This is a genomic window from Campylobacter vulpis (assembly GCF_014217995.1).
Taxonomy (GTDB): Bacteria; Campylobacterota; Campylobacteria; order Campylobacterales; family Campylobacteraceae; genus Campylobacter_D; species Campylobacter_D vulpis.
The window spans coordinates 1-26,441 of record NZ_CP041617.1 but is presented as its reverse complement, the minus strand read 5'-3'; the positions used below and the strand labels follow the sequence as shown (position 1 = coordinate 26,441).

The window sequence follows — 26,441 nt, the reverse complement described above, 5'->3', positions numbered from 1 at the left end:
ATTATTAATTAAAAAAAAATTATTTCCTTAATAAATTCTTTAAAATCAACTTCCCTACCTCAACTCCAGGCTGGTCATAGGTATTAATCCCTAGCATAAGCCCACACGCCGAAGTAAAAAGCTCATAATAATACATCAAATATCCACAATGCCACGCATCAAGCCTTTCAAGCTCTATCACATCGACACTCAAATTTTCCGCACACAAAGCGTGCATAGTCGCATCGCATTGTGCGTTTAAAAGCTCGTGTAAATTCACACCATTACTCAAAGAATCCAAAAATTTAAAATGAATATCAGGGATAAATGGAGCCTTTTGACTATCCTTAATTTTTAAAAAAGTTATGGTTTTATTTTTTGGTCCGTCCATTATGAGTTGTAAAAAGCTATGCTGGTCTCTAGCACCGATTAAGGCTATGGGCGTTAAACCTAGTCTTTTATAGCCTTGCTTTTTACCAAGACTTTCAGCAATGAGCTGGATATACCACTCATTAAAACCCTTAAAAGCATCGCTATAAGAAAAAAGCACATTAATATTTGCATTTTTATGCGTGCAGTAATGATAAGCCTTTTGCAAAATCACATCATTTTTATGCGAGAAAAAATCCTCAAAACAAGCCTCCGCCCCATCTAGCAAAGCCTTCACATTATACCCGCAAAAGCAAAGTGGCACTATACCCGCAGCAGATAAAACGCTAAAACGTCCCCCCACATTTTGCGGGATAAAAAAGCATTTTATCCCCAAATTTTCACCCTCTTTATGCAAATTCGAATTTTCATCAGTGATAAAAACAAAATACTTATGAAGTTCATTTAAATTTAAATTAAAATGTGCAATGATGAGTTTAAAAAGGCTTATTACCTCGACCGTGCTTCCCGTTTTACTTGTGATGATGAAAAGGCTTTCTTCAAGCTTGATTTGTTTTAAAATTTTACTTACAGAATGCGAAGAAGTATTATCAAGGATCAAAAGCTCTCTATCATTATCTTTTTCATCAAAGAGCAGGTCTTTAAGGGCTTTCACACCACAGCTTGACCCACCCATACCAACTAAAATGATTTTTTTCACACAGGTTTTTTGAGAGATGAATTCCACGCTTTCTTCTATCAAAGTCGCACCCATTTTATGTAGATGATAATAGCCCACATCGCCATTTTCTTGCTCATCATTAATGCGTCTAGCGTAAGCATCTATTTTTTCTAAACTTGTTTTTTCAAAAAAAAGTGTATTTTTTAGCATAAACTTTTCTTATAAAAATAATTTGTCGCCTCGACATAGCCCTCAACACTACCGCAGTCAAAGCGTTTGCCCTCGAATTTGTAGGCTAAAACCATACCATTAGTTGCTTGGGTTAAAAGCGCATCTGTAAGCTGAATTTCGCCGTTTTTCCCAGCTTTAGTATTTTCTAAAATACCAAAAATATCAGGCGTTAAGATATAACGCCCTATGATAGCCAAATTACTCGGTGCTTCTTCAACACTCGGTTTTTCCACCATAGAATGCACCATTATGAGATTATCCTCCACAGCGTTTCCCGCTATCACGCCATAATTACTCACCTGCTCTTTTTCCACTTCCATCACGGCGATAATAGTGCAGCGGTATTTCTCATAAATTTTTACCATTTGAGCCATGACATTTTGTCCGTTTTCATTGACACACAAATCATCAGCCAAAATCACCCCAAAAGCTTCATCGCTCGCCAAAGGTCGCCCCTTTAACACAGCATCGCCCAAACCTTTCATCTCATTTTGCCTTGTGAAAGTAAAGGTGCAACGGCTAATCAAAGAGCGAATTTCGCTTAATAAATACTCTTTTTTCGTGCCAGAAATTTGATGTTCAAGCTCGTAAGAAATGTCAAAATAATCCTCCAAAGCTCTCTTCCCACGCCCTGTAACAAAGCCCATATTATCCATACCTGCTTCTAAAGCCTCATCGACTCCATAGTGAATTAAAGGCTTGGTTAAGATAGGAAGCATCTCCTTAGGTAAAGCCTTAGTCGCTGGTAAAAAGCGTGTGCCATAGCCCGCAGCGGGAAAAATGCAAGTTTGAAGCATAAAATATCCTTAAATTTTTGCAAGGATTATATTTAAATTTTATAAATGAGATTTAATTTTAAAATTTACCAACATTTTTGCTTGACTTCAAAAAAAAAAAAAACGATACACTGCGATTTTTATTTCAAATTCTGCGGAGTTTATATGCGTAAGATTATTGCTACTATTGGATATGCAAGCTTAGAGCGTTTAGAAGAAAAAGACAAACAAATTATACAAGATTTAGCACTAGACTTAGGTAAAAAGCTTATACAAGAGGGTTATGTCATCGTAAATGGTGGGCTAGGTGGCGTAATGGAGGCTGTTTCTTTAGGAGCTAGAAGGGCGGACAACTATACAGATGGAAAGATATTAGGACTCATTCCAAACTATGATAAAAGCATTGCAAACCCCTACATTGATAGGGTATTGCCGCTTGGGCTTGATGTAGCAAGAAATGTGTGTGTGGCAAGTGTTTGTGATGCTATGGTAGTGATTGGCGGGGAGAGTGGGAGTCTTAGCGAGATGGCTCTTGCGTGGCAGCTTGGTAAATTAATTATCGCACTTTCAAATTATGGCTATGGTGGTGAGTTTAAAAATAGAACACTAGATTCTAGACGAAAAGATAAAATCTATTTTGCAAATAATGCAAATGAGGTTATAGAGATTTTGAGAGAGAAACTGCCTCTTTATCAAAAAGCTTTTTTGGGTATCAAAAAGGATATGACAAAACAAGAAGCAAGAGATATTATTAAAACGCATTGTGATATTGAAGTAGAATTAGAGTTTTTAGGTCAGGGAAGTGAGGGCTTTGTTTTCACAGATAAGAAAAAAGTCTATAAACTTTTCAAGCATTCACCTTATATTTCAAGGCTTTATTTTCAGCTAGAGCCACTCTCTAAACAACTTAAAGATACGCGTTTTAGCCTGCCTTTTGAGATATATTATAACAATGATATATTGATTATATCTTATGAATATTTTGAAACAAAACCTTTTAAACCTATGCCTTATACTGCATATATAGAGTTACTTTCAGATTTTTATTACGCAGGTATTGTATGTTGTGATATACAACCTAAAAATTTATTGATTGATGTGCAAAATGATAGGCTTGTGATTTGTGATATTGGCTGGGATTTTGTCTCTTATAGTGATACATTTTTTAAGAGTATGTGTAGAAGGGCATTTGCGATTTATAAGCTACAAAATCATTTATGCGAGATTGATAATATCAAGGAATTTCTTAGCCCACTTAATACACAAGAAGATTTTAGTGCGTTAGAAAAGTTTTTGCAATGTGAGAATCTCTTAAGCGAATATCAAAGATTTTTCTCAAAAATTGGGGCTTTTAGGATACATAAAACTTTAATAAGAGATTTTTATAGAGAAAATCCACAATATAAAAGCATTTTTGATTATGGTGCTGGAAGTGGAGAAATCGCTTATAGCTTAAACAAAATAGGTAAAAGTGTTGTAGGTTATGAAATTAGCAAAGATATTATTAAAGATAAATATCACAGGACTTTTGAAAAAATTCTTATTGGAAAAGAGTTAGAAAAATTTATACAAACAAAAGAACAATTTGATTCTATCTTATGCTCTTTAGTACTATGTCATCATCTAGCAAATACGCAAGAAGAAGCATTAAAAATTATTGATTCTATTATGAATAATCTTGTATGTTTAAGTAAAAAACATATTTTCATTGTGATTTGTAATCCACTTTTTTATAACGCAAAATCTAATATACAAGAGCGTAAAAGTAGCGACTTTTATGATACGCAACACACCATTACAAAAACAATGTTTTCCACAAAAAGAGATAGGCTTGACTTTCATCGCCCTTTAGGATTTTATGAGAATCTTTTTAAGCGTTTTAATCTTAAGATAGAAAATATTTTTCAAAGTGGGGACACAAGCACAAGTCCCTATAGAATCTACAATTCTGATTTTATGTTTTTTAGTCTTATAAAGGAATGATATGGATAAATCTAAAGAAAAAATTGGCATTATCGGCTATGGCTATGTTGGCAGAGCATTTTATGAATTTTTTAAAAATCATTTTGAAGTATTTGTGTATGATAATAATCCTAGCTTAAAAGATGATTTTCCTTATTTGCAAGATTCTATGGATTTTATTGAAAGCGTTTCATTAGTGCTTGTTTGTGTGCCTACAAATGCCTTGCCTAATGGGTGTGTAGATATGAGTGCGGTGCATGAAGCGCTAGGAGAAATTAGACAAGAAAAGCTTGTATTGATTAAATCAAGCATACCGCCATTAAGCACTAAAACTTTATCACAAAAATACCCTCATCTTAAACTTGTATGCAGTCCTGAATATATTGGAGAAAGTAGCTACTATCTGCCATTACCTTATGATTTTGATAAAGAAGTTGTTAAAACACCTTATTTTATTTTTGGTGGCAGGGATAATGATTGCTCTGCGGTTATACAATTTTTCAAAAAAGTAGCCGGACCAGCAAAAGAATATATAAAAACAACAAGCATTAATGCTGAAGTATGCAAGTATATGGAAAACTCATTTTTTGCTACTAAAATTATTTTTTGCAATGAATTTGAAAAGATTTGTAAAACCTTTGGAGCAAATTATGATAGTGTAAGAGAGTTATGGCTAAAAGACCCACGCATTACAAAAACTCACACTTTAATAATGAATGAAGATAAGAATGACTGCTTTGGTGGTAAATGTCTGCCAAAGGATTTAGATGGGATTATTACGCAAAGTTTTAAGTATGGCTATGAAACAAACTTCCTAAAATCTGTTAGAGATTCTAATAAAAATTTAAGAAATAATGCTTTGAAGCCCCATATTTTATGCTTTCATCGCATTGCATATAAAGAAGCGATAAATCCCATTTATTTTGAAAGAAAAATGGCAATAGGGCATTTAAGATTAGAGCAGTATATAGAATCTTACCTTGAAAGGGGATATAAATTTGGCAGTATTATGCAATGCTTAAAAGAGCCTAAGAAGTATTTTTGCCTAAGTTTTGATGATGGCTTTAAAGAACATTTAGAAGTTGCTAAAATATTGCAAAGCAAATATAACCCAAAAAAAGAATCTTTGATTTTTTCCATTAATGTCAATCACGCTTTAAGAAATACGCTTTGTGGAATGGATTTATTATATCACTTAATTGAGAAAGGGGAAATAAAGGAAATTTTTGAATATTTTAAACTTGATTTAACACCAAGCACTCTTAATAATATAGAGGTATTAAAACAACACTATATCAAGCAAGATTCTAAAAACCTTTGCAAATTTTATGAAACATTTAAAGCAGATTTATCGCATATTTTCTTAGATTCTAAAGAGCTTAAAGAACTTGCAAATTATGGCTTAATCGCTTCTCACGCACTATTTCATCGCGACCTTACTCAACATAAAGCACAAAGTAAAAAAGAGATTCTAGAATCTAAACACATTTTAGAGCAACTACTTGATACAAAAATAGATATTTTGTGTTATCCAGAGGGTAAAAATGATAAAGAATTGCGAGATTTTGTAAAGGAAGCTGGCTTTACATTTGCACTTTCAATAGGGCATACACATTCACAATATGGTATAGGAAGACGCGTTGCGAAACTTTGAAATTGGTGTGATTATTGCATTAAGTAGCAATAGGATAGAAGGCTTATTTGATAGGGCGTTGCAAAGTGTTTATAAGCAACAATTACCCCTTAAAATAAAGCCTAAAATTAGAGTTATTATATCTTGTGATGATTTTAATGAGGCACAAAAAGAAAAGGTTAAAAATAAAGTTAAGAGCATAAGAGATGAATTATGTTTTAGTGATAATTTTCCAACACAAATTATAGATAATAATCGCACAAAAAAGCATTCTGGCACAGGAGCGTGGAATAGTGCCGCTTTTCATTTACTTAGTATTTGCAAGAATAAAAAGAAATGCTATTTTGCCTTTTTGGATGATGATGACTGCTGGGATATAACATATTTGCAAGAATGCCTTAAAGTTTTATACAAAAATAAAAATGTCGGCTTAATTGCTAGTGGAATCTACTATCGCACTCGTAATGAAACAAAAAATCTTCAAGCGAATAAAAATACCTTGCAAAAAGAAAATGTTTTCTTGCAAAATCCCTATATACAAGGAAGTAATCTTTTTGTCTCTTTGAGAGCATTTTTTGCTATAGGCGGATTTGATGAAAGTATGCCTAGCACGACAGATAGAGATTTAATTATGCGTTATTTAGAATACATAGAAGTTTGTAAAAAGATTCAAACAAAATTTATAAATAAGCCATTAGTATCTCACTTCGCAGATGATGATAGGGAGAGAATTACGACAAATAAGGAAGCAAAACACAAAGGATTAGAGTTGTTTTACCGCAAGTATTTAGATGATTTTTCTTTGATATTGCAAGAGAAATCATTGAATAGAGCAAAAAATATTTTTAATTTCAAATTTCACTCTTTTAAAACATTAGATTCTTATAAAATTTTAGAACAACAAGATAATAAACACAAAACTTTAACACAACAAGATTCTACAAAACCTTTAAATCTTATTTTAGCCTTTGCCTGTTTTGATACAAAAAATATAAAAGAGCTTTTAGAATCTTTCATAAAAATCACACTTTCCAAGCAATCAAATTTAAGTATTAAAATCTGTGTGCTTACAAGCACTAAGCTAGAAACAAAAATGCAAGAAATATTAAGTCAATACCCTTTTAACTTTCATTTAAGCATTGTGGATAAAAAGGATAGCATTGCTATTTCACGCACGAAATTACAACATTTTGTATATAAAATAGGGATAAAACATTATGAGAATGATTTTGTAACTTGGATTGTTGATGATGACTTGAGATTTTGTGGATTTGATGGAAAAAACACATATAAAATAGATTATTTTTCACATATTTTTGCATATAAATATAGTGGCATTGACTGCTTGTTTGGTGGAGTCGTAGGAGAGCCACCGCTGCCTTTTTTAAGCACACTAAGAACACAGCTTTTAGATTTATTCTACGCCGTGAAAAATCAAAATACACCCGCACGAAAGATAACACAAGAAAAAGATTATTGTGCAAAAGAATATTATTATGATTTAAGTAGTAAGGATTTTACATTTTTAGAATACCCTTTCTTTAGTGATATGCCTCCAAAAGATATAATAGCAAAACTTCAAAAAGGCTGCATAGCCACTAGAAAACTTGCAATGCCTAAAACTAAGATAGGAATCTTGCAAAAAGATTCTATTCATAGGGGTGGCAATAGCATTATTTATAATCCTTTGTTGCTAAAATTACCAAATTTCACACCAAATAAGAAGCGTTATAATCGCCGTAGTGATTTTAACTGGGCGATTATACACAAAGAGTTGCATTGCTATACCCTAAGGGCTTTGAATCTACCATTACTTCATATTCGTAATAGCATAGCATTAAATATAGAGTGCAAAAAGATTCAAAGTGATTTTGTGGGATTAGTGTTTTATCGTATTTTTCAGCATTTATGCGTATCTTATAAGCAAAAAAATCCATTAAGCTATGATGAAATGCAAAGATTATTCAAACAAGAATTGCAGAATCTTAAAACAAAAATTTATGCAAATATGTATCGCATAGAAACGCTAGATAAGCTAATTTGCAACAAGCTACATAAAAGAGAATGCCAACAACCATATAAGAAATTAAGCAAAAAGATTCAACAAAGTCTGCAAGAATTTAAAAAATTTTGTAAGCAGAATCAAAGCTTATATTATGATAATTATATAAAATGTTGCGATTTTGTAGAAAAATATCTATAATAAATTAAGACATAAACTAAGTAAGCTAAGAGATGCAAATTTGACTTTTTTATAGAAATAACTTACAAAATAATACCACAAGGACAAACAAATGGCATATACAATCATAGAAGTTGAGAGGGCGACAAATATCCCTTCAAGAAAGATTAGATTCTGGCTTGATAAGGGGCTATTTCCCTTTGTGGAACGCGATGAAAATGGGGTGCGTTACTTTGCAAAAAGCGATATGGAGTGGGTGAAGTGGATAGACTGGCTTAGGCAGTGTGGAATGAGCTTGAAAGAAATTAGAGAGTATGCGGAGGCGTTAAGCGGGGGCATTAAAACTGCACCAAAACGCAGGGCATTATTGCAAAAAAGCTATGCAAATTTACAAGCACATATCGCTTCACTGCAAGAGATTTCACAAAGACTAGAGACAAAACTTAGAATGTATGATGAGATGATAGAAAAGGGTGTAGATACCTTTAACCCACAAAGCAGAGATTATAAAGAGTGTGAAAAGCGGTGTTAATTGACCTTTTATTGACTTATTCCTATATTAATCCTTTTTGTATTACTCCTTCTTACATTAACCTTTTTTTGCATTGACTTATTCCAAACTGCCCAAAGCTGATAAAATAAGAATCAAACCTAAAGATAGATTCTAAATCCACTGCCTTAAGTTATGCTGATAATCCACGCTTACGCAAATATTGTATAATTCTGCCTTTTAATGCTTACAAATTAATACTCGCAAAGAAAGGCCAAAATGTTTTCTCTCTCATCTCGCCGCTACACAGGAGCTAAAACAAAGCTTTTAGATTCTATTGATACAAGCATTTTAAAAAGCTTTGATTATAGAGATAAGAAAAATCTTAGCTTTTTTGATGTGTTTAGTGGCACGGGGGTTGTGAGTGAGTATTTTGCTAAAAAGAAAGAGTTTAATAAAATTATCATTAATGATTTTTTGCATTCAAATTTCATCATTTATCAAGGCTTTTTTACACAAGATTCTTTTGATTTAGAAAAATTTTAAGCTAGAAAATATTTACCTTAATTATTTCTATGACATTCCGCAAAGGAGTGGCTACATAATGCAAGAACTCTGTGGTATAATCCCTGCAAAACACAAAGGCAAACAATGAATCTCTATATTCTCACAGAAGAGCGACCAAAACAAGAGGTTTTACACACTATAATCACAAGATTTTTACAGGATAAAAAGTTTTGTGCTTTTGTGGATACTCTTAAGATTTTACCCATTGTTAAAGAAAATTGCTTTACTTTTAGCTATGAGATTCTAGGCGTGTCGTGCAAGGCGATTGAAAAAATCTATGTCAAAATTGTGAGTGGGACGGGTAGTTTTGTAGATTATCTTATATTTTTTCAAGAGAATGAGCCTACTCCTAAAGATATTCCACTTTATGCGATTGAAGAGACAAAGACAAACGATAGTGAAAGCCGAAATACAGGCGTATATCAACGCATTACTAAATTTGTCTATCTTAACAATTTTTATCCACAGACAACAAAAATTATGCTTTACAATCTTAAAACCGAACTCAAAAGTCCCACACAAACTTCAATTTTTGGCACAAGGATTTTACGCACCTTGGGTGTGGAGATTATGGGAAAGGATTTTAGAGAAAATAATGAGATTTTAAAACCTTTTGAAAATATTGAAGAATTGGTAGCCTATAAAAATTCAATGAGAAAACCACCAAAAAATAATACTCCACTCAACATCCACAAAGTTAAAGATATAATCTTTATAAGTGCAAGACTTTTTAAAGCAAATACCCTATCTCACGACCCAAATATTGGGGCGGTAAGTGGTATTTGTGCAGCGTTACGAAAGCTGGGGTTTAAAGAGAATCTTACTATCACACATCACGGCTTAGAACAAAAACATCTTGGTAAAAATAATAAATTTATACAAATAGCAAATGTGCTACATATTGACTTAGATGGACTTACAATTCCAAAAGCAAAATTACCACAAACATATTGGCATTATGAAACACAAGGCGAGAAACTTGCGACAATTTTTATCCATCTTGTTGTGGAGCATTTTAGCAGTGCTTATGGAATTTTTGAAAATCACGCAGGATGTGAAAAAAGCTATTTTTTAACAGCAGATGGTAATTACATAGCGTTACAAAAATATGAGGATAAGCAATCTTATAAGCAAGGCAATAAAAAGGCAAGGCTTTTTATTCCTGATTTGATTTTACTTGACCCTAAAAACCTTGAAATTATCAATATTGAGGGTAAAAAATATATAAACAAGCAACAAGGAATCAAAGAATTAAACAATTATGATTGCATAGAGACAGAATATATCTCAAAATATTATAAAAATTATAAAATTATCCGCACTCTTGTGCTTTATGGCTCTTTATGTGAGGAAATTATAGATATTGAAGTAGGTTTTTTACTTAACGAAAAAGGTAAGATGATTTTAGGGATTAAAGCACCAAAAATTTTTACACAAAGCTTAGAAAATTTACTCGCATTTTGGAAACCAAAATGACAAAAATAATACACTCAAAACCAAGCTATATCAAATCACCGCTTAATTACATTGGCGGAAAATACAAAATCTTACCCCAAATTCTACCCTTATTTCCTAAAAGAATTGATACTTTTATAGATGTGTTTTGTGGAGGTTGTAATGTAGCAATCAATGTCAATGCTAAGCGAATTTTGGCAAATGATAATTTAAGTTATCTTATCGCTCTTTTAGAATTTTTGCAACAAAATCCTTTAGAGAAAACACTGCAAGAAATAGAGCAAATCATACATTTTTATGATTTAAGCAAAGAAAATGCAGAGGGTTATAAACTTTTAAGACAGGATTATAATGCATATAAACATCCTTTAAAATTACTTGCACTTCTTGCTTTTAGTTTTAATCATCAAATACGCTTTAATAACGCACATCATTTTAATACCCCTTTTGGCAGAAATCGCTCAAGTTTTAACCCACAAATGAAAATCAATCTCATTGATTTTATACAATCCCTACAACAAATCAGTATCACATTTTCTAGCCTTGATTTTAGTGAAATTTTTAGCACTTTAGATTCTATGCAAGATAAAGAATTGTTTGTGTATTGCGACCCACCCTATCTTATCACGCAGGGCACTTATAATGATGGTAAAAGGGGTTTTAGTGGCTGGAATGAAAGCCTAGAAAAACGGCTTTTAAACTCTCTTAGCAAACTAGATTCTAAAGGCATTCTCTTTGGGCTTTCAAATGTCCTTACCCACAAAGGACAAGAAAATAAGCTTTTAAAACAATGGTTAGAGACGCATAATTTTTATATCTACACTATACAAGCACACTATACAAATGCAAATTATCAAGCAAAATATAGGGATAAACAACACACGCAAGAGGTATTCATTACAAATTACAAGGCGGATAATGCGTTTTATTGGCAATAAAGAAAAATTAGCCCCCATCATTTATGACTTTTTACAAAAACTTGGGCTTGTTAAGGCAGAAAACCAAAGCTTTTTTGATGTTTTTAGCGGCAGTGTGAGTGTTGGGAAATTCTTTAGGTATAAAGGCTTTAAAGTGTATGGTAGTGATATGCTGTATTTTTCTTATTGTTTGCAAAAAGCATATTTGGAGTATGGGATTCCAACTTTTGAAAAGCTTTTGCCACTTATAGAAAAACAATCCTTGCAAAGTCGCACTTTTTTTAACACTCCTTATGAAAAGGTGCTAAATTTTTTAAATTCTTTGCGTGGTGTGCAAGGCTTTATTGGCACACATTATGCACCCAGCCCGACAAATGCAAGAATGTATTTCACACAAGAAAACGCACAAAAAATAGATGCGATGCGTTTGCAAATAGAGCAATGGAAAAGTGAAAATCATATCAACGAGAGTGAGTATTTTATCCTCCTTGCCACGCTTTTAGAATCTGTGTCTTTATTTGCAAATGTGGCAGGTGTGTATGCAGCATTTTGTAAGAGTTGGGATAAAAGAGCTTTAAAGCCTTTTATGTTAAAGGCTATTGAGTTTTCGCAGGGCATAAGCGGGGAGTGCTTTTGCGGGGATAGCGTGAAGATTTTGCAAAGTTTTAAAAAGTCTATTGATATACTTTATCTTGACCCACCTTATAATCAAAGACAATACGCCCCAAATTATCATTTACTAGAAACCCTTGCAAGATATGATAATCCTAGCATTAAAGGCGTGGCTGGAATGCGTGAGTGGGGGGAGCAAAAAAGCCTATTTTGTAATGCAAAAACTGCTTTAATACAGCTAGAAAATATTGCAAAATTACCTTGCTATAAAAACTTAGTGTTAAGTTACAATAGCGATGGCATTATGCCAAAGGATTCTATTTTTAAGCTTTTAGAATCCTTTGGTAAAGTAAGTTTTTATGAAATTCCTTATAGGCGATTTAAAAGTAATGTTAAAGTGCAGAAAAATGGTGTATTTGAATACTTATGGGTGCTTGAAAAATTTTAATTGCAATTTGTGAAGAAATTTTTACAATTAAACAAAACACATATTAAAGGAATGCAAATCCTACCTCTCTTGACAAACACTAGGTGTCAGGCTTTATACTTTTATTGTAGAATCTTAATCGCAAGATTGCCACTAGATTTTATAAAAACCTACAAGGATACAACTATGCAAGATATAAACAACAAAGGCAAAGACATTTTCACACGGGATATAAATGGAGAGCTAATAAGTCCAGATGATAAGGATTTTTCACAGATTTTAGCCGTTATAGAAAACACGCAAAAGCTAGTCCATAAGCTAAACACACAAGCACTAGATAAAGATTCTGCAAGGGCTGTTTTTAGCGAAATTGTAGGCTATGAAGTGGATTCTAGCACTTGGATATTCCCACCCTTTTATACAGATTTTGGACGCAATATCAAGGTAGGCAAAAACTTCTTTATGAATAGCTCTTGCACTTTTATGGATAGGGGTGGGATTACAATCGGTGATGATGTGTTTATCGCCCCAAAGGTATGTCTCACCACAATCAATCACGACTTTAACCCCTATAATCGCAAGGCGACTTTTTGTAAGCCCATTGTGATAAAAGATAGGGTATGGATAGGGATAAATGCCACGATTTGCCCGGGAGTTACTATTGGAGAAAATTCAATCATTGCCGCAGGAAGCGTGGTAACTAAAGATGTCCCGCCAAATGTCATTGTCGGCGGAAATCCAGCTAAGATTCTAAAAAAGCTAGAATTATAGATTCTATACCTTTATGGGCGGGTGCAGGGCTTGGGGTGCAAAATAGATAGATTTTAGAATCTAAATGAGATGAAATTAAGCATAAACTGATAGGTATGCTTAAAAATTTAAAGGAAAAGCAATGTATAAAGTGAAAATTGAAGTGATAAAAACGCATTTTGATGAAGAGTTGGCTAAAGAATATGGCGTGGAAGGCGCGTGTCCTATACACAAAGTTGGAGAGAGCTTTATCTCGCTTGGCTTTGATAAACCGCAAGGATTTTGTGATGAGGCGTGGAAGGCGATTTATCAATATGTATTTGCACTCGCACATAGCGATAAGGACAGCGTATTTTATTTTAAAGATTGGATTAAAAAGCCCGGTGTGGCGATAAACTCGTGCAATGATGGAATCCGTCCTGTGATTTTTAAACTCACAAGGCTAGATTCTAAAGCACAGACAGATGACTTTTACAAGGAGTGAAAAGTCAAAATAGCTAGAATCTAGGATTTAACAAGTAGCCTAGACCATAAGATTTGAGAGCATATAAAGCATACCGCTATCTAAATTTGTAAGCTTTGATATAATTTTACCCTTGTATGCGAATTGTTTTTATAATACAAAATATACCAAAATGTGTGGAGAAGGACTTATGATAATTCTAATCGGTGGGGAAAGCCATACAGGCAAAACACTTCTAGCACAAAGACTGCTTGAAATGTATCACTATCCTTATATGAGTTTAGACCATTTAAAAATGGGCTTTATAAAAGGGGTGGAAAATCCGCCTTTTAGTGTTGAAGAAGATTCTAAAATCACTGCATTTTTATGGAATATCGTGCAAGGCATTATGAGACTTGCAATGAGCAAAACCTCATACTCGAGGGCGTGTATTTAACGCCAAAATAAGGAAAATGCCATAGAAAAACGCAAAGAATCTTATGTAGCTAGTAAAGAGCAGCTTATAAAAGAACATAGTGCGTTAAAAGCACAATGCAAACAATATAAACTCCCCTTTATTGAGATACAAGAAGACTATGAAAATGAAATGCAAGGGGCTATAAGCGTGATATGCCTTACGATTCAGCGTGTGGCTGGGAAAGATATTGCAAGATAATAGGGCAAATCCCCACTACTAAAAACGATAAGATTTTATTGCTTCATCTCAATATGTCGCTATGGGAAGTTAAAGGTGTGAACAAATGGCTATGAGAGGGCTCAATTTAGTTGCAAAGAGTTATTTGGCGAAAAAAGCACTTTACTTTCCACTTAACCCCTCATCAAAGATACAAAAATCACAGCTTGTTATGAGTGATTTGCAAACGCGTGAAATGTTAATTTTACATACATTTTACGCAGTCTTCTTAAGTTTTTTACAGACTTATTTTACAATTTAATACCACAAATTTACAAAAAGGATTTTTATGAGAAGACGCGATTTTTTAAAGGCAAGCTCACTTGCACTTTCTTATGTAGGCTTTTTTACAGCAGCACCAATTAACGCTTTTGGCACTTCTTTAAAGGGACAAAATTTACTAGGATTTAGGGCGATTAATGCTAGCACAAAAGATGAGGTTATCGTCCCAAGTGGCTATGAAGTTAAGCCTCTCATCAGTTTTGGCGATCCGCTTTTTAAAGACGCCACGCCTTTTGATGAAAGCAAAACCATCAACGCAAATTCTATTGCAAATATCGCAAAAACTTTCGGTGATAATACAGATGGAATGTCGCTTTTCCCACTTGATGATGAAAGAGCCATTTTGTGCGTTAATAATGAATACATTAACCCAGAGCTTCTTTTTAATGATAACGGCAAAACTATGGACGCTCAAAAGGTTGCTTATGAGCAAAATGCTATGGGTGTAAGCATTTTTGAGATTAAACAGGGTCAAAACGGCTTTGAAGTCGTGTTAGACTCCCCATACAACCGCAGAATCACAGCCCACACTCCTATGCAAATCAGTGGCGTGGCAAAAGGACATAAAAGTATGCAAACAAAGGCAGATACAAAGGGCGAACTTGCACTTGGCACAATTAATAATTGTGCTAATGGGCAAACTCCTTGGGGGACTTATCTCACCTGTGAAGAAAATTTTGATGACTTTTTTGGAAGTAGCAATGCAAACTACAAATTTACAGAAAGCGAAAAACGCTACGGACTAGGCACAAAAAGCACTTATGGCTGGGAGCTTGATTCTAGATTTGACCTTGCTAAAAATCCAAATGAACCAAATCGCTTTGGCTGGGTTGTGGAAATCGACCCTTACGATGCAAATTCTACGCCAATTAAACGCACTGCACTTGGACGCTTTAAGCACGAAAATGTAGAAATAGTCATTAGTAAAGAAGGCTATGTCATCGCTTATATGGGAGATGATGAGGCAAATGAGTTTTTATACAAATTCGTTTCAAAAAATAAATTTGATAAAAATAATCCACAAAATAACAAAAATCTTTTAGAAGAAGGAACGCTTTATGTCGCAAAATTTGAGGGGGAAAATTTAAGTGGAAAGGGAGAGTGGATAGAGCTAAGTTATGGTAAAAATGGGCTTGACGCAAAAAATGGCTTTCAGTCTCAAGCTGATGTTTTAATCAATGCCCGTCTTGCAGGAAGCGTAGTAGGTGCGACTCCTATGGACCGCCCGGAGTGGATTGCCGCTGATGAAAAAGGTGAATTTGTCTATGCTACGCTTACAAATAACAAAAAACGCGAAATTCCAAACGCCGCAAATCCACGCACTAAAAACATTTATGGGCAAATTATAAGGTGGAGTTATAGTAAAAATAATCATTTAAACACACAATTTAACTGGGATATATTCTTACTTGCCGGTAATCCTGCTAAATATCCAAATGACTTACGCAAAGGAACGAGCAATATTACTAAGGATAATATGTTTAACTCCCCTGACGGCTTGAAATTTGATAAATTTGGTCGCCTTTGGATACAAACGGACGGAGATTATTCTAATAAGGGTGATTATGAGGGAATGGGAAATAATCAAATGCTTTGTGCCAACCCTAACACAGGCGAGATTAAACGCTTTTTAACCGCTCCTATCGCGGCAGAAGTTACGGGGATAGCTTTTTCAAGTGATTATAAGACGATGTTTGTCGGTATCCAGCACCCGGGCGAAAAACTTGCACCAAGCCACTATCCAAATGGAGGAAATTCCACACCTAGAAGCACTATCGTGCAAATTCGCAAAAAAGACGGCGGCATTATAGGTAGCTAAATTTGAAAGGCTTTTTAGCCTTTCGCCACCTTAAACCCAGTCTAAATAGATATTTTTAATCTGCTTTTTTGCGATTTTTTCTTTTAAAGCGCCTATTTTTTCCTCAGGATTGTCAAAAAATCTCTCGTGCGTTTCTACCATAATGTATTCTATATTTTCATACAAATTTTTTTCAATCAAAGCGTCTAAAACATCAAATTCAGCCCCTTCAATGTCAAGCTTTACAAAGGCTATTTTGCCGTGTTTTTGAATAAGCTCTGCGATAAATTCACAAAAATCTATCATCTGCACCTCATAAGCGCTTTTTTGCTCTGCTTTTGGCATAGAAATAATGCTATTACCAGAGCTTACAAGATCTTCGTTCATATTATAAAAAATCGTTTTTTCATTTTTATGTGAGATAGCTTGCTCTTTTAAAATCAATCTTTCATTATCCTTATAAAGATTTTTCAAAAAAGCCGCTAAATAAATATTTGGTTCAAAAGCATAGCAAATTCCACCACTTGCTAAAACCACATCGCTAAAAACACCCGCATGCGCTCCGCCGTCTATGAAAACGACCTCTTCGCCTTTGCTTGAACGCAGGTAAAAATCATAAAAAATATGATGATATTTAAGACGAATTTCAGCCCTTTTTAAAAGGAGTTGGAAGTGCTTAACCCCCCCCCCCCCCACGACAGCATTTTGCAAAAGCTCAAATTGATAGTCTAAATACTTCTTAGTTTTTAAATACTTAGCAATTCTTAATTTACCAAGGTAAATTTCTCTTAAGCCATTTTCGTGCTTTATTTTGCGAAACATTTTTGCTCCTTTAGTTCTTATTTTTCACTTGTTCTAAAAGTTTGAATTTAAGCTCTTTAAGTCCCGTTTTATCAAGGCTTGAAACCCTTAAGATAAACATAGGCTTTTCATTTTGTAAAAAGTCTTCTAAATCCTTAATGTTTTCTTTAAGCTCCTTAGCAAAACCCTCCCCCAAATTCTCGCTATCAATCTTAGAAATCATCACTCCAAAAGAACGACTACTTAGCTCCTTAGAAAAGCTAAGAAGCTCTTTTTTTAAGATGATAAATTGCTCTTTTAAGCTCATTTGCCTCATCGTATCCAAAACAAAAAGCAAAAAATTCGTTCGCTCTATATGCTTTAAAAACAAAAGCCCCAAGCCCTTCCCCCCACTAGCACCCTCAATAATGCCCGGGATATCCGCCATTACAAAAGAATGATACTCATCAACCTCCACAAGCCCAAGTTTAGGGGTCAGTGTAGTGAATTCATAATTGGCAATTTCAGGCTTTGCGTTTGAAACTACGCTTATAAGAGTGGATTTACCAGCATTTGGAAAGCCTACCAAGCCCACATCTGCGATGAGTTTTAGCTCAAATCTTACTTCACAAAATTCCCCCTTAACGCCCGGCTGTGCGTAATCTGGGCGTTGATTAGTTGAGTTTTTAAAATGCGTGTTGCCAAGCCCTCCCTTACCGCCTTTTAAAAAAACTTCCCTTTGCCCCTCTTTCACTAAATCAAGCAAAATTTCACCCGTTTTTGCGTCGATGATTTGCGTTCCTTGCGGGACGATGAGTTCTAAATTTGCACCTTTTTTGCCATTTTTATTACGCCCACTTCCAGCGGCTCCATTTTCGGCACGAAGTTCTTTTTTTCCTTTAAAATTCATCAAAGTATGGGTATTATTATCACAGATGATAATCACATCACCCCCTCTGCCGCCGTCTCCTCCATCAGGTCCGCCCAAAGGCACATGCTTTTCACGGCGAAAGCTCACCGCTCCTTTGCCACCATTTCCTGAAGCAAGGCTTAATTTAACACTATCTATAAACATTGAGGCGCAACCATATCGCTACGGCACTCTATGAGAGTATGGACATTTCCGCGTGGGTTAAAGTCCCCAACGACCTTTATCCATTTAGGTTTTAACTTAGCTTTTAAAGTACTATAAATTTCATTAATGCTTACTTCGTGGCTAACATGACGATTCATAAAAGAATTGATATAAATTTTTATCGCTTTTAGCTCAACGACAAGCTTATCAGGCATATACTCCACATAAATCGTAGCAAAATCAGGATACCCACTCCTAGGACAAAGACAACAAAACTCTGGCAAAGTGATTTTAATCACATAATCATTTTGTGCCGTGTTTTCCCAAAGCTCCAAATCTTTATCGACATTAAATTCTTTAATTTCTTTCTCACCATAACGCATATTTATCCTTTGTAAATCAAAAATTATACAACAAAGAATTAAATGGTAACCAAAAGCGTGAGCCCATAGGCTCACATAGTAGTTAAACTCTCACCACCACCAAGCATATCTAAACATAAGGGCGTGAGATCTTATAGTATTAGCTGAAGAGAAAATTCCACTATATCCTAAAGAAATATCAGAATCCTTAGTCAAGTCATACGAAACTCCCCCTTGCACCACTCCATAAAGCCTAGCGATGTCAAGTTCAGCATTTAAGACATTGCTATCAAGGTGTAAGGTTCCTTTTGCGTCCTTATAGACATTAAAGATTGTTCCTAGTGCCACAGCTGTTTTAAAACGATTAATCCAAGGCGTTTCATATTTGATTGTCGCAACTGCATCGATGAAATTAAAACTTTGTGCTAGATAATGCTCTCTTGTGCCTCCTAAGTGATTAAGAGTAAAAGGCTTATTATGCATACCTAGATAGTTAAAGCCTATTTGAGGAGTGATTTTCGCATCATTGTGAAGATAATGGCTTAACCCTACTCTAGCATTTGCCCCATATCCAAATACCTTTGCAGTAGAACTAGCAGAGCCTATATAACCACGATAAGTTTTTTCTACATCTCTTTCTATATAGTCAAGCTTAGTAGTAAGATTCATAAAATAAGTTGTTAAATCATCTTCATAAAAGCTATGATTATAAGTTAAACCTGCATAGTAAGAATTCCCGTCCATTTCTATTCTTTGACCTGCGACCTTTTGGTCAGCATTTTCAAAGCCTGCATATACTCCAAAGACTCCATAATCATTTGGTAATTCTCTTTGCGTAGCGATAAGCATACCAGAGGAATTTGATTTTAATTTCCCCGTATGACTTCCTAAGTCTGCACTAAAGTTTTGATAGTAAGGAATCACAAAGGTATGATTTTTTGTATTCTCATCTCTGTGATTGGTGTGGAGTTGTTCTAGTTGGCTTAAGCTTTTACCATTAGCATTAACTTCACTTTCTTTACCTGAAACAAAGACTTGAGTGGTGGCTTCTCTTAGTATCCTTGAGAGATTGACATTTCTTACTCTTTGAGAATAAATGATCGATTGTGCTAGGGTTCTACCACTTAGCTCATCTCTGTTGATATTAGCTCTATACTGACCAGCTCCTCCGAAATTTTCAAAGCTATAAATGCCTGAAACTGAGTGGAGTTTATTCACATCTATGCCTTGACCATTATTGACCTTATCTCCTACGGCATTGCCGTCTTTATCTGCGATGAGGGAATAAGAATTATAAGTTTTATCCACATCTAAGCCCTTTGTGTTGATAAAGGAATCTCCTATGCTTATGTTTGCAAAATCTCCATCTACTAGTAGGGCATTTGCTTTTCTTTCTTCAGCTGTGGCGTAATCTTCTTTATTAAAATACCAAGCATTAATGTGAAGTTTGCCTCCACCCTTATTTTCTATATGGACACCACTTGCTGTTTTACCTATCTCTCCTATGGTGTGATAACCATCTGCTGCGTTTTCATCTCTTCTAAAGTCATTGATAACGGTTAAAGTTCCACCATCATTGATGATACCACTTTGAATTTTGCCTTGATTACGGATAGTGGCTGTGCCTTTGTTTTCTATGCCGTTTGCGATACTAGCTCCTGGTCTATTGTAAATGGTAATGGCATTTTTTGCTTTGTTTTGTATTTTACCATCTATGGTGCCTGAGCTGTCTATATCGCCATTGAGTGTTCCTTTTACGATGATGTCTCCTTCAACTTTTCCAGCAGTTTTTGAACCAATAGTGCCAAGGCGAATGTTTCCAGTTACATTAGCATTTTCTTGAATTTCAATACTACCTGTAATAGTCCCACTATAATTTCCAATATTACCATTAACCGTTCCATTGACCTTAATGTTTCCATTGACCTTACCATCGTAAGTTAATTTCGTATTTCCAATCCCCCCATTTAAAGTAGCACCTTGTTTTATTTCAATGTCTCCATTTATCGTTCCATCATTGACAATAGCCAAATATAAATTAGTATTAAATTTTTGCCCCCCCGTCAAAATAGCATTATTTTCTACAACAATACTCCCATTAATAGTCCCTCCATTACCTAAGGCTGCTGCACTCTCACTAGTTGAAGTAATATTACCTGTTACCTTAATGCCAGGTGTTGTTGTTCCACTACTCCCACCACTACCATTACTACCTATGATTCCATCATTCCAAACCCCTCTTCCATTAGTGATGGTTCCTTGTATGTCGATGTGATTGATTGTTGCATTTTTATTAACTAGTATGGCTCTTCTGTGTTGAGAGCTTATGCTACCATTAGATCCTAAAGTAATAGTGCCAACATTGGCATTATTATTTATATTAATCCCTTGTCCATTGTTACCACTAGCACTTAAATTTCCATTGATGCTAATCTCACTAACATTGGCATTACTATTTATATTAATCCCATGTCCATTGTTACCACTAGCACTTAAATTTCCATTGATGCTAATCTCACTAACATTGGCATTACTATTTATATTAATCCCATGATGTTGTGTGCTTAGACTTCCACCACTACCTATTGTGATAGTGCCAACGGTGCGACCATTACTTACATTGACCCCACCTCCAGTGCCAGTGCCACTTGCACTAAGATTATGATTGATAGTTAGATTTCCATTAGTGCCTGAATTTGAAGTATAAAAAATCCAGTTTTTATTTTGAACCGTTGCGTCGCTACTAGTTGTTATATTTTGACTATTTTCAGGTGAGCTACCAGGTTTATTATACACCCAGTTTGCTTGCAAGGGGCTATATAAAGCAGTGATAACGCTTAAGGCTAAGAAAGAGGGGATTAAACGACTTTTAAAACTATGAGAGTTTAAGTAACTTGGTAGATTGTGAATTCCTTGCTGATTGCAGGAGAGCATTGTGTGTCCCCCCCCCCCCCCCGCAAGAGAGTTGATAAGATGTTTTTGCATTATAGACCTTTCGTAATTAAGATAAAAATGATCGCAATTATAAAGAAAAATTAACAAAAAGTAAAGAGAAATTCAAAAAATCGTTTTTTTTTTTTTTGTGAAATGTGGATAAATGGGGGTTGAAATGTGAAGTTGTCAATAACTTCACACATCTAAATGCTTAACATCTTTTGCATGGGCTTGGATATAATCACGCCTTGGCTCAACCTCATCGCCCATAAAAAGATTAAAGGTATCGTTTGCGCGCTGGGCGTCTTCAATGGTAATTTTCAAAAGTCTTCTAATGCTAGGGTCCATAGTCGTTTCCCAAAGCTGCTCAGGGTTCATCTCGCCTAAGCCTTTGTAGCGTTGTATGTATGCACCCTTTTTGGCATTTTTCTCTACCTCATCAAGAATTTCTAAAATATCTCTTTCGAAATTTAATTCTCTCTCTTTAATCTTCGCAAAAATATAACTCGCCTCCGTGTAAAGTGGGTGAGAAAATAAATCATCATTAATGACAAGTTCCTCAAGTCCGCTTTCAGTTTGCACATAAATTCTAAGCTCGTTTTCGCTAAGGTAGGAATTTAAAATATTATGCCCTTGTTTTTCTAAAAAGGCTTTAATAATTTTAAAAAGCTCTTCATTAGAATTTTTAATGAAATCGGGATTTTCTATCAAATATCTTATGACTGAAATGACATTAAAACGCTTTTCTAGGTCTTTTAAAACAGAGCGGTAAGCAGCGACTATCTTTAAAAAGTCTTTTAAGTCGTTAAGTCCTATGCCCTCATAATTTGAATTTTCTATACCCACTTCAATCAAAAATTCGTTTAAAGCTCTTTCATCTTTAAGGTAAATTTCTCGCTTTTGTCCCTTTTTATAGCGGTAAAGTGGGGGTTGAGCTAGATAAATGTGTCCATTTGCTACAAGTTCGTTCATAAAGCGGAAGAAAAAGGTTAAAAGTAAGGTTTGTATGTGAGAGCCATCGACATCGGCGTCTGTCATAATAATGATTTTATGATAACGCAATTTTGAAAGGTCAAAGTCCTCGCCTATCCCGCAACCAAAAGCGGTAATCATATTTTGAATTTGCTCACTTTTTAAAATCTTATCAAGTCTTGCTTTTTCGACATTAAGTATCTTTCCTCTTAAAGGTAAAATCGCCTGAAAAGCTCTCTCGCGTCCCTGTTTAGCAGAGCCTCCCGCACTATCGCCCTCGACTAAGTAAATTTCACTCTCGCTTGGGTCCTTGCTTTGACAATCGGCAAGTTTTCCGGGTAGTGTGCCTATGCTTAAGCTTTCTTTTTTACGCGTGAGTTCTCTTGCTTTTTTCGCGGCTTCTCTGCCTCTAGCTGCCATTAAGGCTTTGTTCATAATCGCCTTAGCCTCGATAGGATTTTCCTCAAAATACTTTGTGAGATAATCAAAAGTAGCTTTATTCACAATAGGACGCACATAGGAGGAGCCGAGCTTACCTTTCGTTTGCCCCTCAAATTGCGGTTCAGGCACTTTTACGCTAACTATGGCGATAAGTCCCTCGCGGACATCTTCGCCTGTGATTTTATTATCCTTTTCTCTTGCACTCGCATTTGCCTCGACATAATTGGTAATCACGCGTGTAAGTCCCATTCTAAAACCTGCTTCGTGGGTTCCGCCGTCTGGGGTTTTGATATTATTCACAAAAGAAAGTAAATTTTCGTTGTAAGTATCGTTATAAAGCAAGGCAACTTCGACATTGACATTATCTTCATCTATGCTAAAAAATATAGGCTTAGTGAGGGCTTGTTTTTTATTTAAATCACTGACAAACTGCGAAATTCCTCCATCAAAGTGAAAGCTTTCACTTTTACCGATACGATTATCCTTAAAATTTATGGTGATTTTAGGATTAAGATAGGCTAATTCTCTAAAACGCTTTGCTAAAATCTCATAATCAAATTCTGTGATTTCAAAAATTTCTTCATCAGGGAAAAATTCTATACTCGTGCCTGTTTTTTTACTCTCGCCTATGATACCAAACTCACTGGCAATTTGCCCTTTAGCGAATTCTTGGCGGTAAATTTTCCCCTCTCTTTGCACGGTAGCGACAAGCTTTTTAGATAAGGCATTAACAACTGAAACACCCACGCCGTGAAGTCCGCCTGAAACCTTATAAGTATCTTGGTCGAATTTCCCCCCTGCGTGAAGAACGGTTAAAACAACGGTAAGAGTGGGGATATTTTCTGTTGGGTGCATACCTACTGGGATACCACGACCATTATCACTGACTATACAGCTACCCTCTGTGGTGATTTCTATATCAATGGTATCACAATGCCCAGCCATAGCTTCATCGATAGAATTATCCACCACTTCATAAATCATATGATGAAGTCCGCCGATGTTTGTATCTCCTATATACATACCCGGGCGTTTTCTAACCGCTTCTAAACCTTTTAAAACCTTAATATTACTTTCGCCGTAGTTTTTTTGCATATTTTTCCTTTAAATTATCATAGGCATAATGACAACTTCAAGTTCGTTTGAACTCACCACAAAGGCTAAATTCGGTTCGTTAATTTTAATTTTAAATTCATTTTCTTCTATGGAATTTAAGAAATCAAGCAAATATTTAATTTTAATGGTAAGAGAAAAATCATCTTTAACTTCAAGCTCTTTTTCAAGCTCGGTTTTTGCTTCCATATTATCAAGGCTAATGCCCTCAAAAATGATTTTGTTTTTAGTGAAATGAAGTTTCATACTTTCAGTTACAACGCTGATTTTTTTAAGTGCGTCGATGAAATCTTCTGTTTGAAGTGTGAATTCTTGTTTGAATTGTTGAGGGATAACTTTTTCATAATCTGGGAATTTATCATTAATGAGTTTAGTGAAAAATTCAAAATTCTCATTTTTAGCGATAAGTATATTTTCATCATAATAAATTTCGATTTTTTCGTAAAAAAGCTTTTGCATTTCCATAATGGCTTTTTTGGGGATACTAATATGAAATTCATTGTTATTTGTTTTATTTAATGTGTAAATAGCAAGGCGTTTAGAGTCTGAGCTTACAAAATTAATTTTATTTTCTTTAATGTCTAAGTAAGCACCATTTAAAGAATATTTTGGGTTGTTTGTGTCAATACTTGGGAGAACTTTTTTTAAAGAACGACTTAAATCACTAGAATCAATGTCAAATTTGTTTTTGTTTTCTATACTTGGAAAAGCTGGAAAATCTTCGTGATTAAACATAGGAAGTTTGTATTTTGTATTTTTTTGCCTTATAAAAAGAAAATTGTCAATGGTTTCAAGTATGATTTCTTCATTATTTAGATTTTTAATCACATCAGCGATACTTTTAGCATTTGCTGTGGCAAAGCCCGGATTTTCAATGCGAATTTTTTTGATTTTATAATTAATGCCGATTTCATAATCACTTGCTTTTATGATAAGTTTGTCTTCATTTGCTTCAAATAACAAATGAGAAGTTATTGTGCTTAAGTCTTTTTTATCGACATAAGCATTACATAAAAGAATAGCAGCTTCTAAGGTGTTTTTGTTAATGTTGATTTTCATCGTTTTCCTTTCAGTATTATCTTAAATTTTCATCATTATAATAAGTCTATTGAAAATGTGAAAAGTTCTTTTGAAAATGTATTTTATCATAGTTTTATTACATTTTAAATTTTTATAGTTTTTCACATTTTTTCACATTAACTTTGGCTTTTGATTAAAATTTTGTTTTTTAATTCCTCGATTTTATTTTTTAGATTGTGATCTTCTTCAATTATTTCATTAATTTTTTTTATATTATGTGAAATGGCTGTGTGATCTTTCATTTCAAAATATACAGCAAGTTGCGGCATAGAGAGGCTTGTAAGCTCTCTTGCTAAAAAGATAATAATGCGTCTTGCTAGAACGATGTTTTGTGTTCTTTTTGTTGATTTTATATCGCTTGTTTTGAGATTAAATTCCTTGCTAACTATGCTTAAAATGTCTTCTATGGTGATGTTTTCTTTTTTTTCTTTAATGTGATCTTTCATCATTTCTTTGGCGAATTCGAGGCTTATTTCTTGATTGATAAGTCTAGAATAGGCGTTTAAATTTGTAATCATACCTTCAATTTCTCTTATATTATCCCCCATAGCGGTGGCAAGGTAGCTGATGATTTCATTACTTAAATTGACTTCATTAAATTCACATTTTTTACGGATAATGGCGATTTTTGTTTCAAGCTGAGGCGGAGTAATATCTGCGATAATACCATTTGCAAAGCGTGATTTTAGCCTATCTGTGATGCCTTTTAGCATATTTGGAGGATTATCTGAAGTCATTATGATTTGACCTGATTGGTCGCGAATTTCATTAAAAATAAAAAAGAATTTTTCTTGAATTTTATCCGTTTTGCCTAAAAACTGCACATCATCGATGAGTAAAACATCACAATTTTGGTATTTTTCTTGGAATTTATCCATTGTTTTGTTGATGATATGAGAATTAAAATCGTTAATGAAATTTTCACTCGTAGCATAAATGACCTTTTTTCCCATTTCTAAGCATACATTTCCCACAGCTTGAAGTAAGTGTGTTTTACCAAGTCCTGTGGGACCATAGATGAAGATGGGATTGTAAAGTTTGCCAAGCTTATCTTTTTGACTTACGGCTTTGCAAGTGGCGTAGGCGTATTGATTTGACCCGCCTACGACAAAGCTATCAAAGGTAAAAGAGGGGTTTAAAATGGTGCTTTGCATTTTAATGTGAGCGATGTCTATTTTTGCGGAATTTTTACTTTTATGTGTTTGGCTTTGGATAAAAATTTTTGCCTTATTGCCACTTTGAACTTCGTAGATGTAGGCGATTTTTTCGGCATATTTGCTTTGGATAAATTTAGCTAAAAATTCATTTGGAGCATTGAAAATTAAACTATCTGCCTTACTTTGTTTTTCATTAAATTTTAAATGAGTGATGTAGTTTTGATACTCTTCCTCTCTTAAGTCTTTTTTGAGAGCATTTAAAATTTCACTTGCGTCCAT

General features: G+C 34.5%; 21 protein-coding genes. 12 read left to right on the top strand and 9 right to left on the bottom strand.

What is annotated here, in order from left to right; genetic code table 11:
- Positions 1–19: 19 nt before the first annotated feature.
- Together CVULP_RS00105 and galU are read right to left on the bottom strand one after the other, a co-directional pair.
- Complete coding sequence (locus CVULP_RS00105; RefSeq protein WP_099507165.1) at positions 20–1,240, bottom strand: glucose-6-phosphate isomerase; 1,221 nt, start codon at positions 1,238–1,240, stop codon at positions 20–22.
- Positions 1,234–2,058 carry a UTP--glucose-1-phosphate uridylyltransferase GalU gene (gene galU / locus CVULP_RS00100; RefSeq protein ID WP_099461624.1) on the bottom strand — a complete coding sequence of 275 codons (825 nt, stop codon included), beginning with the start codon at positions 2,056–2,058 and terminating at the stop codon, positions 1,234–1,236. The genes CVULP_RS00105 and galU overlap by 7 nt, the downstream gene beginning before the upstream one ends.
- A 144-nt stretch (positions 2,059–2,202) precedes the next feature.
- On the opposite strand from galU, the gene CVULP_RS00095 reads away from it, so the two are divergent.
- The 12 genes from CVULP_RS00095 to CVULP_RS00040 all read left to right on the top strand — a co-directional run bounded on the left by CVULP_RS00095 (position 2,203) and on the right by CVULP_RS00040 (position 16,269).
- On the top strand, positions 2,203–4,020 hold the full coding sequence (locus CVULP_RS00095; RefSeq protein ID WP_099507166.1) for an SLOG cluster 4 domain-containing protein: 1,818 nt from the start codon (positions 2,203–2,205) through the stop codon (positions 4,018–4,020).
- A gap of 1 nt (position 4,021) precedes the next feature.
- Positions 4,022–5,653 carry a polysaccharide deacetylase family protein gene (locus CVULP_RS00090; RefSeq protein WP_099507167.1) on the top strand — a complete coding sequence of 544 codons (1,632 nt, stop codon included), beginning with the start codon at positions 4,022–4,024 and terminating at the stop codon, positions 5,651–5,653.
- The gene (locus CVULP_RS00085; protein ID WP_099507168.1) at positions 5,640–7,835 is read left to right on the top strand and encodes a glycosyltransferase family A protein; all 2,196 of its coding nucleotides are present in this window, start codon (positions 5,640–5,642) and stop codon (positions 7,833–7,835) included. Before CVULP_RS00090 ends, CVULP_RS00085 begins: the two co-directional genes overlap by 14 nt.
- Before the next feature lie 91 nt (positions 7,836–7,926).
- Positions 7,927–8,346, top strand: coding sequence for a MerR family transcriptional regulator (locus CVULP_RS00080; protein ID WP_099507169.1), 420 nt, complete (start codon positions 7,927–7,929; stop codon positions 8,344–8,346).
- Positions 8,347–8,583: 237 nt separating this feature from the next.
- Positions 8,584–8,850: a DNA adenine methylase gene (locus tag CVULP_RS00075; RefSeq protein ID WP_099507170.1), complete on the top strand. Its 267-nt coding sequence runs from the start codon at positions 8,584–8,586 to the stop codon at positions 8,848–8,850.
- 105 nt (positions 8,851–8,955) lie between these two features.
- Entirely contained in the window at positions 8,956–10,347 is a 1,392-nt protein-coding gene (locus tag CVULP_RS00070; protein ID WP_099507171.1) for a hypothetical protein, read from the top strand.
- A complete protein-coding gene (locus CVULP_RS00065; protein ID WP_099507172.1) occupies positions 10,344–11,264 on the top strand; it encodes a Dam family site-specific DNA-(adenine-N6)-methyltransferase in 921 nt (306 codons plus the stop codon). The genes CVULP_RS00070 and CVULP_RS00065 overlap by 4 nt, the downstream gene beginning before the upstream one ends.
- Complete coding sequence (locus tag CVULP_RS00060) at positions 11,245–12,303, top strand: DNA adenine methylase (protein ID WP_099507173.1); 1,059 nt, start codon at positions 11,245–11,247, stop codon at positions 12,301–12,303. Before CVULP_RS00065 ends, CVULP_RS00060 begins: the two co-directional genes overlap by 20 nt.
- 165 nt (positions 12,304–12,468) lie before the next feature.
- Positions 12,469–13,053: a sugar O-acetyltransferase gene (locus CVULP_RS00055; RefSeq protein WP_099507174.1), complete on the top strand. Its 585-nt coding sequence runs from the start codon at positions 12,469–12,471 to the stop codon at positions 13,051–13,053.
- A gap of 121 nt (positions 13,054–13,174) precedes the next feature.
- Positions 13,175–13,516 (top strand): TIGR04076 family protein, encoded by a 342-nt coding sequence (locus CVULP_RS00050; RefSeq protein WP_099507175.1) that lies wholly within the window; start codon positions 13,175–13,177, stop codon positions 13,514–13,516.
- A gap of 169 nt (positions 13,517–13,685) precedes the next feature.
- On the top strand, positions 13,686–13,931 hold the full coding sequence (locus tag CVULP_RS00045; RefSeq protein WP_099507176.1) for a hypothetical protein: 246 nt from the start codon (positions 13,686–13,688) through the stop codon (positions 13,929–13,931).
- A gap of 526 nt (positions 13,932–14,457) precedes the next feature.
- The gene (locus CVULP_RS00040) at positions 14,458–16,269 is read left to right on the top strand and encodes a PhoX family protein (protein ID WP_099507178.1); all 1,812 of its coding nucleotides are present in this window, start codon (positions 14,458–14,460) and stop codon (positions 16,267–16,269) included.
- Positions 16,270–16,299: 30 nt separating this feature from the next.
- On the opposite strand, the gene CVULP_RS00035 is transcribed toward CVULP_RS00040, so the two are convergent.
- The 7 genes from CVULP_RS00035 to dnaA form a co-directional block, all read right to left on the bottom strand.
- Positions 16,300–17,070, bottom strand: a complete 771-nt coding sequence (locus CVULP_RS00035; RefSeq protein ID WP_213355865.1) for an FkbM family methyltransferase — start codon at positions 17,068–17,070, stop codon at positions 16,300–16,302.
- A 10-nt stretch (positions 17,071–17,080) separates the two neighbouring features.
- Positions 17,081–18,103, bottom strand: a complete 1,023-nt coding sequence (gene obgE, locus CVULP_RS00030) for a GTPase ObgE (protein ID WP_099507291.1) — start codon at positions 18,101–18,103, stop codon at positions 17,081–17,083.
- Complete coding sequence (queF, locus tag CVULP_RS00025) at positions 18,094–18,486, bottom strand: preQ(1) synthase (RefSeq protein WP_099507290.1); 393 nt, start codon at positions 18,484–18,486, stop codon at positions 18,094–18,096. The genes obgE and queF overlap by 10 nt, the downstream gene beginning before the upstream one ends.
- A gap of 90 nt (positions 18,487–18,576) precedes the next feature.
- On the bottom strand, positions 18,577–21,450 hold the full coding sequence (locus CVULP_RS00020) for an autotransporter domain-containing protein (protein WP_265415670.1): 2,874 nt from the start codon (positions 21,448–21,450) through the stop codon (positions 18,577–18,579).
- A 144-nt stretch (positions 21,451–21,594) separates the two neighbouring features.
- Entirely contained in the window at positions 21,595–23,907 is a 2,313-nt protein-coding gene (gene gyrB / locus CVULP_RS00015) for a DNA topoisomerase (ATP-hydrolyzing) subunit B (protein ID WP_099507715.1), read from the bottom strand.
- A gap of 9 nt (positions 23,908–23,916) precedes the next feature.
- Positions 23,917–24,984, bottom strand: coding sequence for a DNA polymerase III subunit beta (dnaN, locus tag CVULP_RS00010; RefSeq protein ID WP_099461494.1), 1,068 nt, complete (start codon positions 24,982–24,984; stop codon positions 23,917–23,919).
- 137 nt (positions 24,985–25,121) lie between these two features.
- The gene (gene dnaA, locus CVULP_RS00005) at positions 25,122–26,441 is read right to left on the bottom strand and encodes a chromosomal replication initiator protein DnaA (protein ID WP_099507714.1); all 1,320 of its coding nucleotides are present in this window, start codon (positions 26,439–26,441) and stop codon (positions 25,122–25,124) included.

Bases quoted from the DNA above. Each gene is read 5' to 3' on its own strand.
- CVULP_RS00040 (WP_099507178.1), top strand. From the start codon at position 14,458: ATGAGAAGACGCGATTTTTTAAAGGCAAGCTCACTTGCACTTTCTTAT.
- CVULP_RS00050 (WP_099507175.1), top strand. From the start codon at position 13,175: ATGTATAAAGTGAAAATTGAAGTGATAAAAACGCATTTTGATGAAGAG.
- obgE (WP_099507291.1), bottom strand. From the start codon at position 18,103: ATGTTTATAGATAGTGTTAAATTAAGCCTTGCTTCAGGAAATGGTGGC.
- CVULP_RS00020 (WP_265415670.1), bottom strand. From the start codon at position 21,450: ATGCAAAAACATCTTATCAACTCTCTTGCGGGGGGGGGGGGGGGACAC.
- dnaA (WP_099507714.1), bottom strand. From the start codon at position 26,441: ATGGACGCAAGTGAAATTTTAAATGCTCTCAAAAAAGACTTAAGAGAG.
- CVULP_RS00080 (WP_099507169.1), top strand. From the start codon at position 7,927: ATGGCATATACAATCATAGAAGTTGAGAGGGCGACAAATATCCCTTCA.
- CVULP_RS00075 (WP_099507170.1), top strand. From the start codon at position 8,584: ATGTTTTCTCTCTCATCTCGCCGCTACACAGGAGCTAAAACAAAGCTT.
- dnaN (WP_099461494.1), bottom strand. From the start codon at position 24,984: ATGAAAATCAACATTAACAAAAACACCTTAGAAGCTGCTATTCTTTTA.
- CVULP_RS00090 (WP_099507167.1), top strand. From the start codon at position 4,022: ATGGATAAATCTAAAGAAAAAATTGGCATTATCGGCTATGGCTATGTT.
- CVULP_RS00105 (WP_099507165.1), bottom strand. From the start codon at position 1,240: ATGCTAAAAAATACACTTTTTTTTGAAAAAACAAGTTTAGAAAAAATA.
- CVULP_RS00065 (WP_099507172.1), top strand. From the start codon at position 10,344: ATGACAAAAATAATACACTCAAAACCAAGCTATATCAAATCACCGCTT.
- CVULP_RS00055 (WP_099507174.1), top strand. From the start codon at position 12,469: ATGCAAGATATAAACAACAAAGGCAAAGACATTTTCACACGGGATATA.
- queF (WP_099507290.1), bottom strand. From the start codon at position 18,486: ATGCGTTATGGTGAGAAAGAAATTAAAGAATTTAATGTCGATAAAGAT.
- gyrB (WP_099507715.1), bottom strand. From the start codon at position 23,907: ATGCAAAAAAACTACGGCGAAAGTAATATTAAGGTTTTAAAAGGTTTA.
- CVULP_RS00070 (WP_099507171.1), top strand. From the start codon at position 8,956: ATGAATCTCTATATTCTCACAGAAGAGCGACCAAAACAAGAGGTTTTA.
- CVULP_RS00060 (WP_099507173.1), top strand. From the start codon at position 11,245: ATGCGTTTTATTGGCAATAAAGAAAAATTAGCCCCCATCATTTATGAC.
- CVULP_RS00095 (WP_099507166.1), top strand. From the start codon at position 2,203: ATGCGTAAGATTATTGCTACTATTGGATATGCAAGCTTAGAGCGTTTA.
- galU (WP_099461624.1), bottom strand. From the start codon at position 2,058: ATGCTTCAAACTTGCATTTTTCCCGCTGCGGGCTATGGCACACGCTTT.
- CVULP_RS00045 (WP_099507176.1), top strand. From the start codon at position 13,686: ATGATAATTCTAATCGGTGGGGAAAGCCATACAGGCAAAACACTTCTA.
- CVULP_RS00035 (WP_213355865.1), bottom strand. From the start codon at position 17,070: ATGTTTCGCAAAATAAAGCACGAAAATGGCTTAAGAGAAATTTACCTT.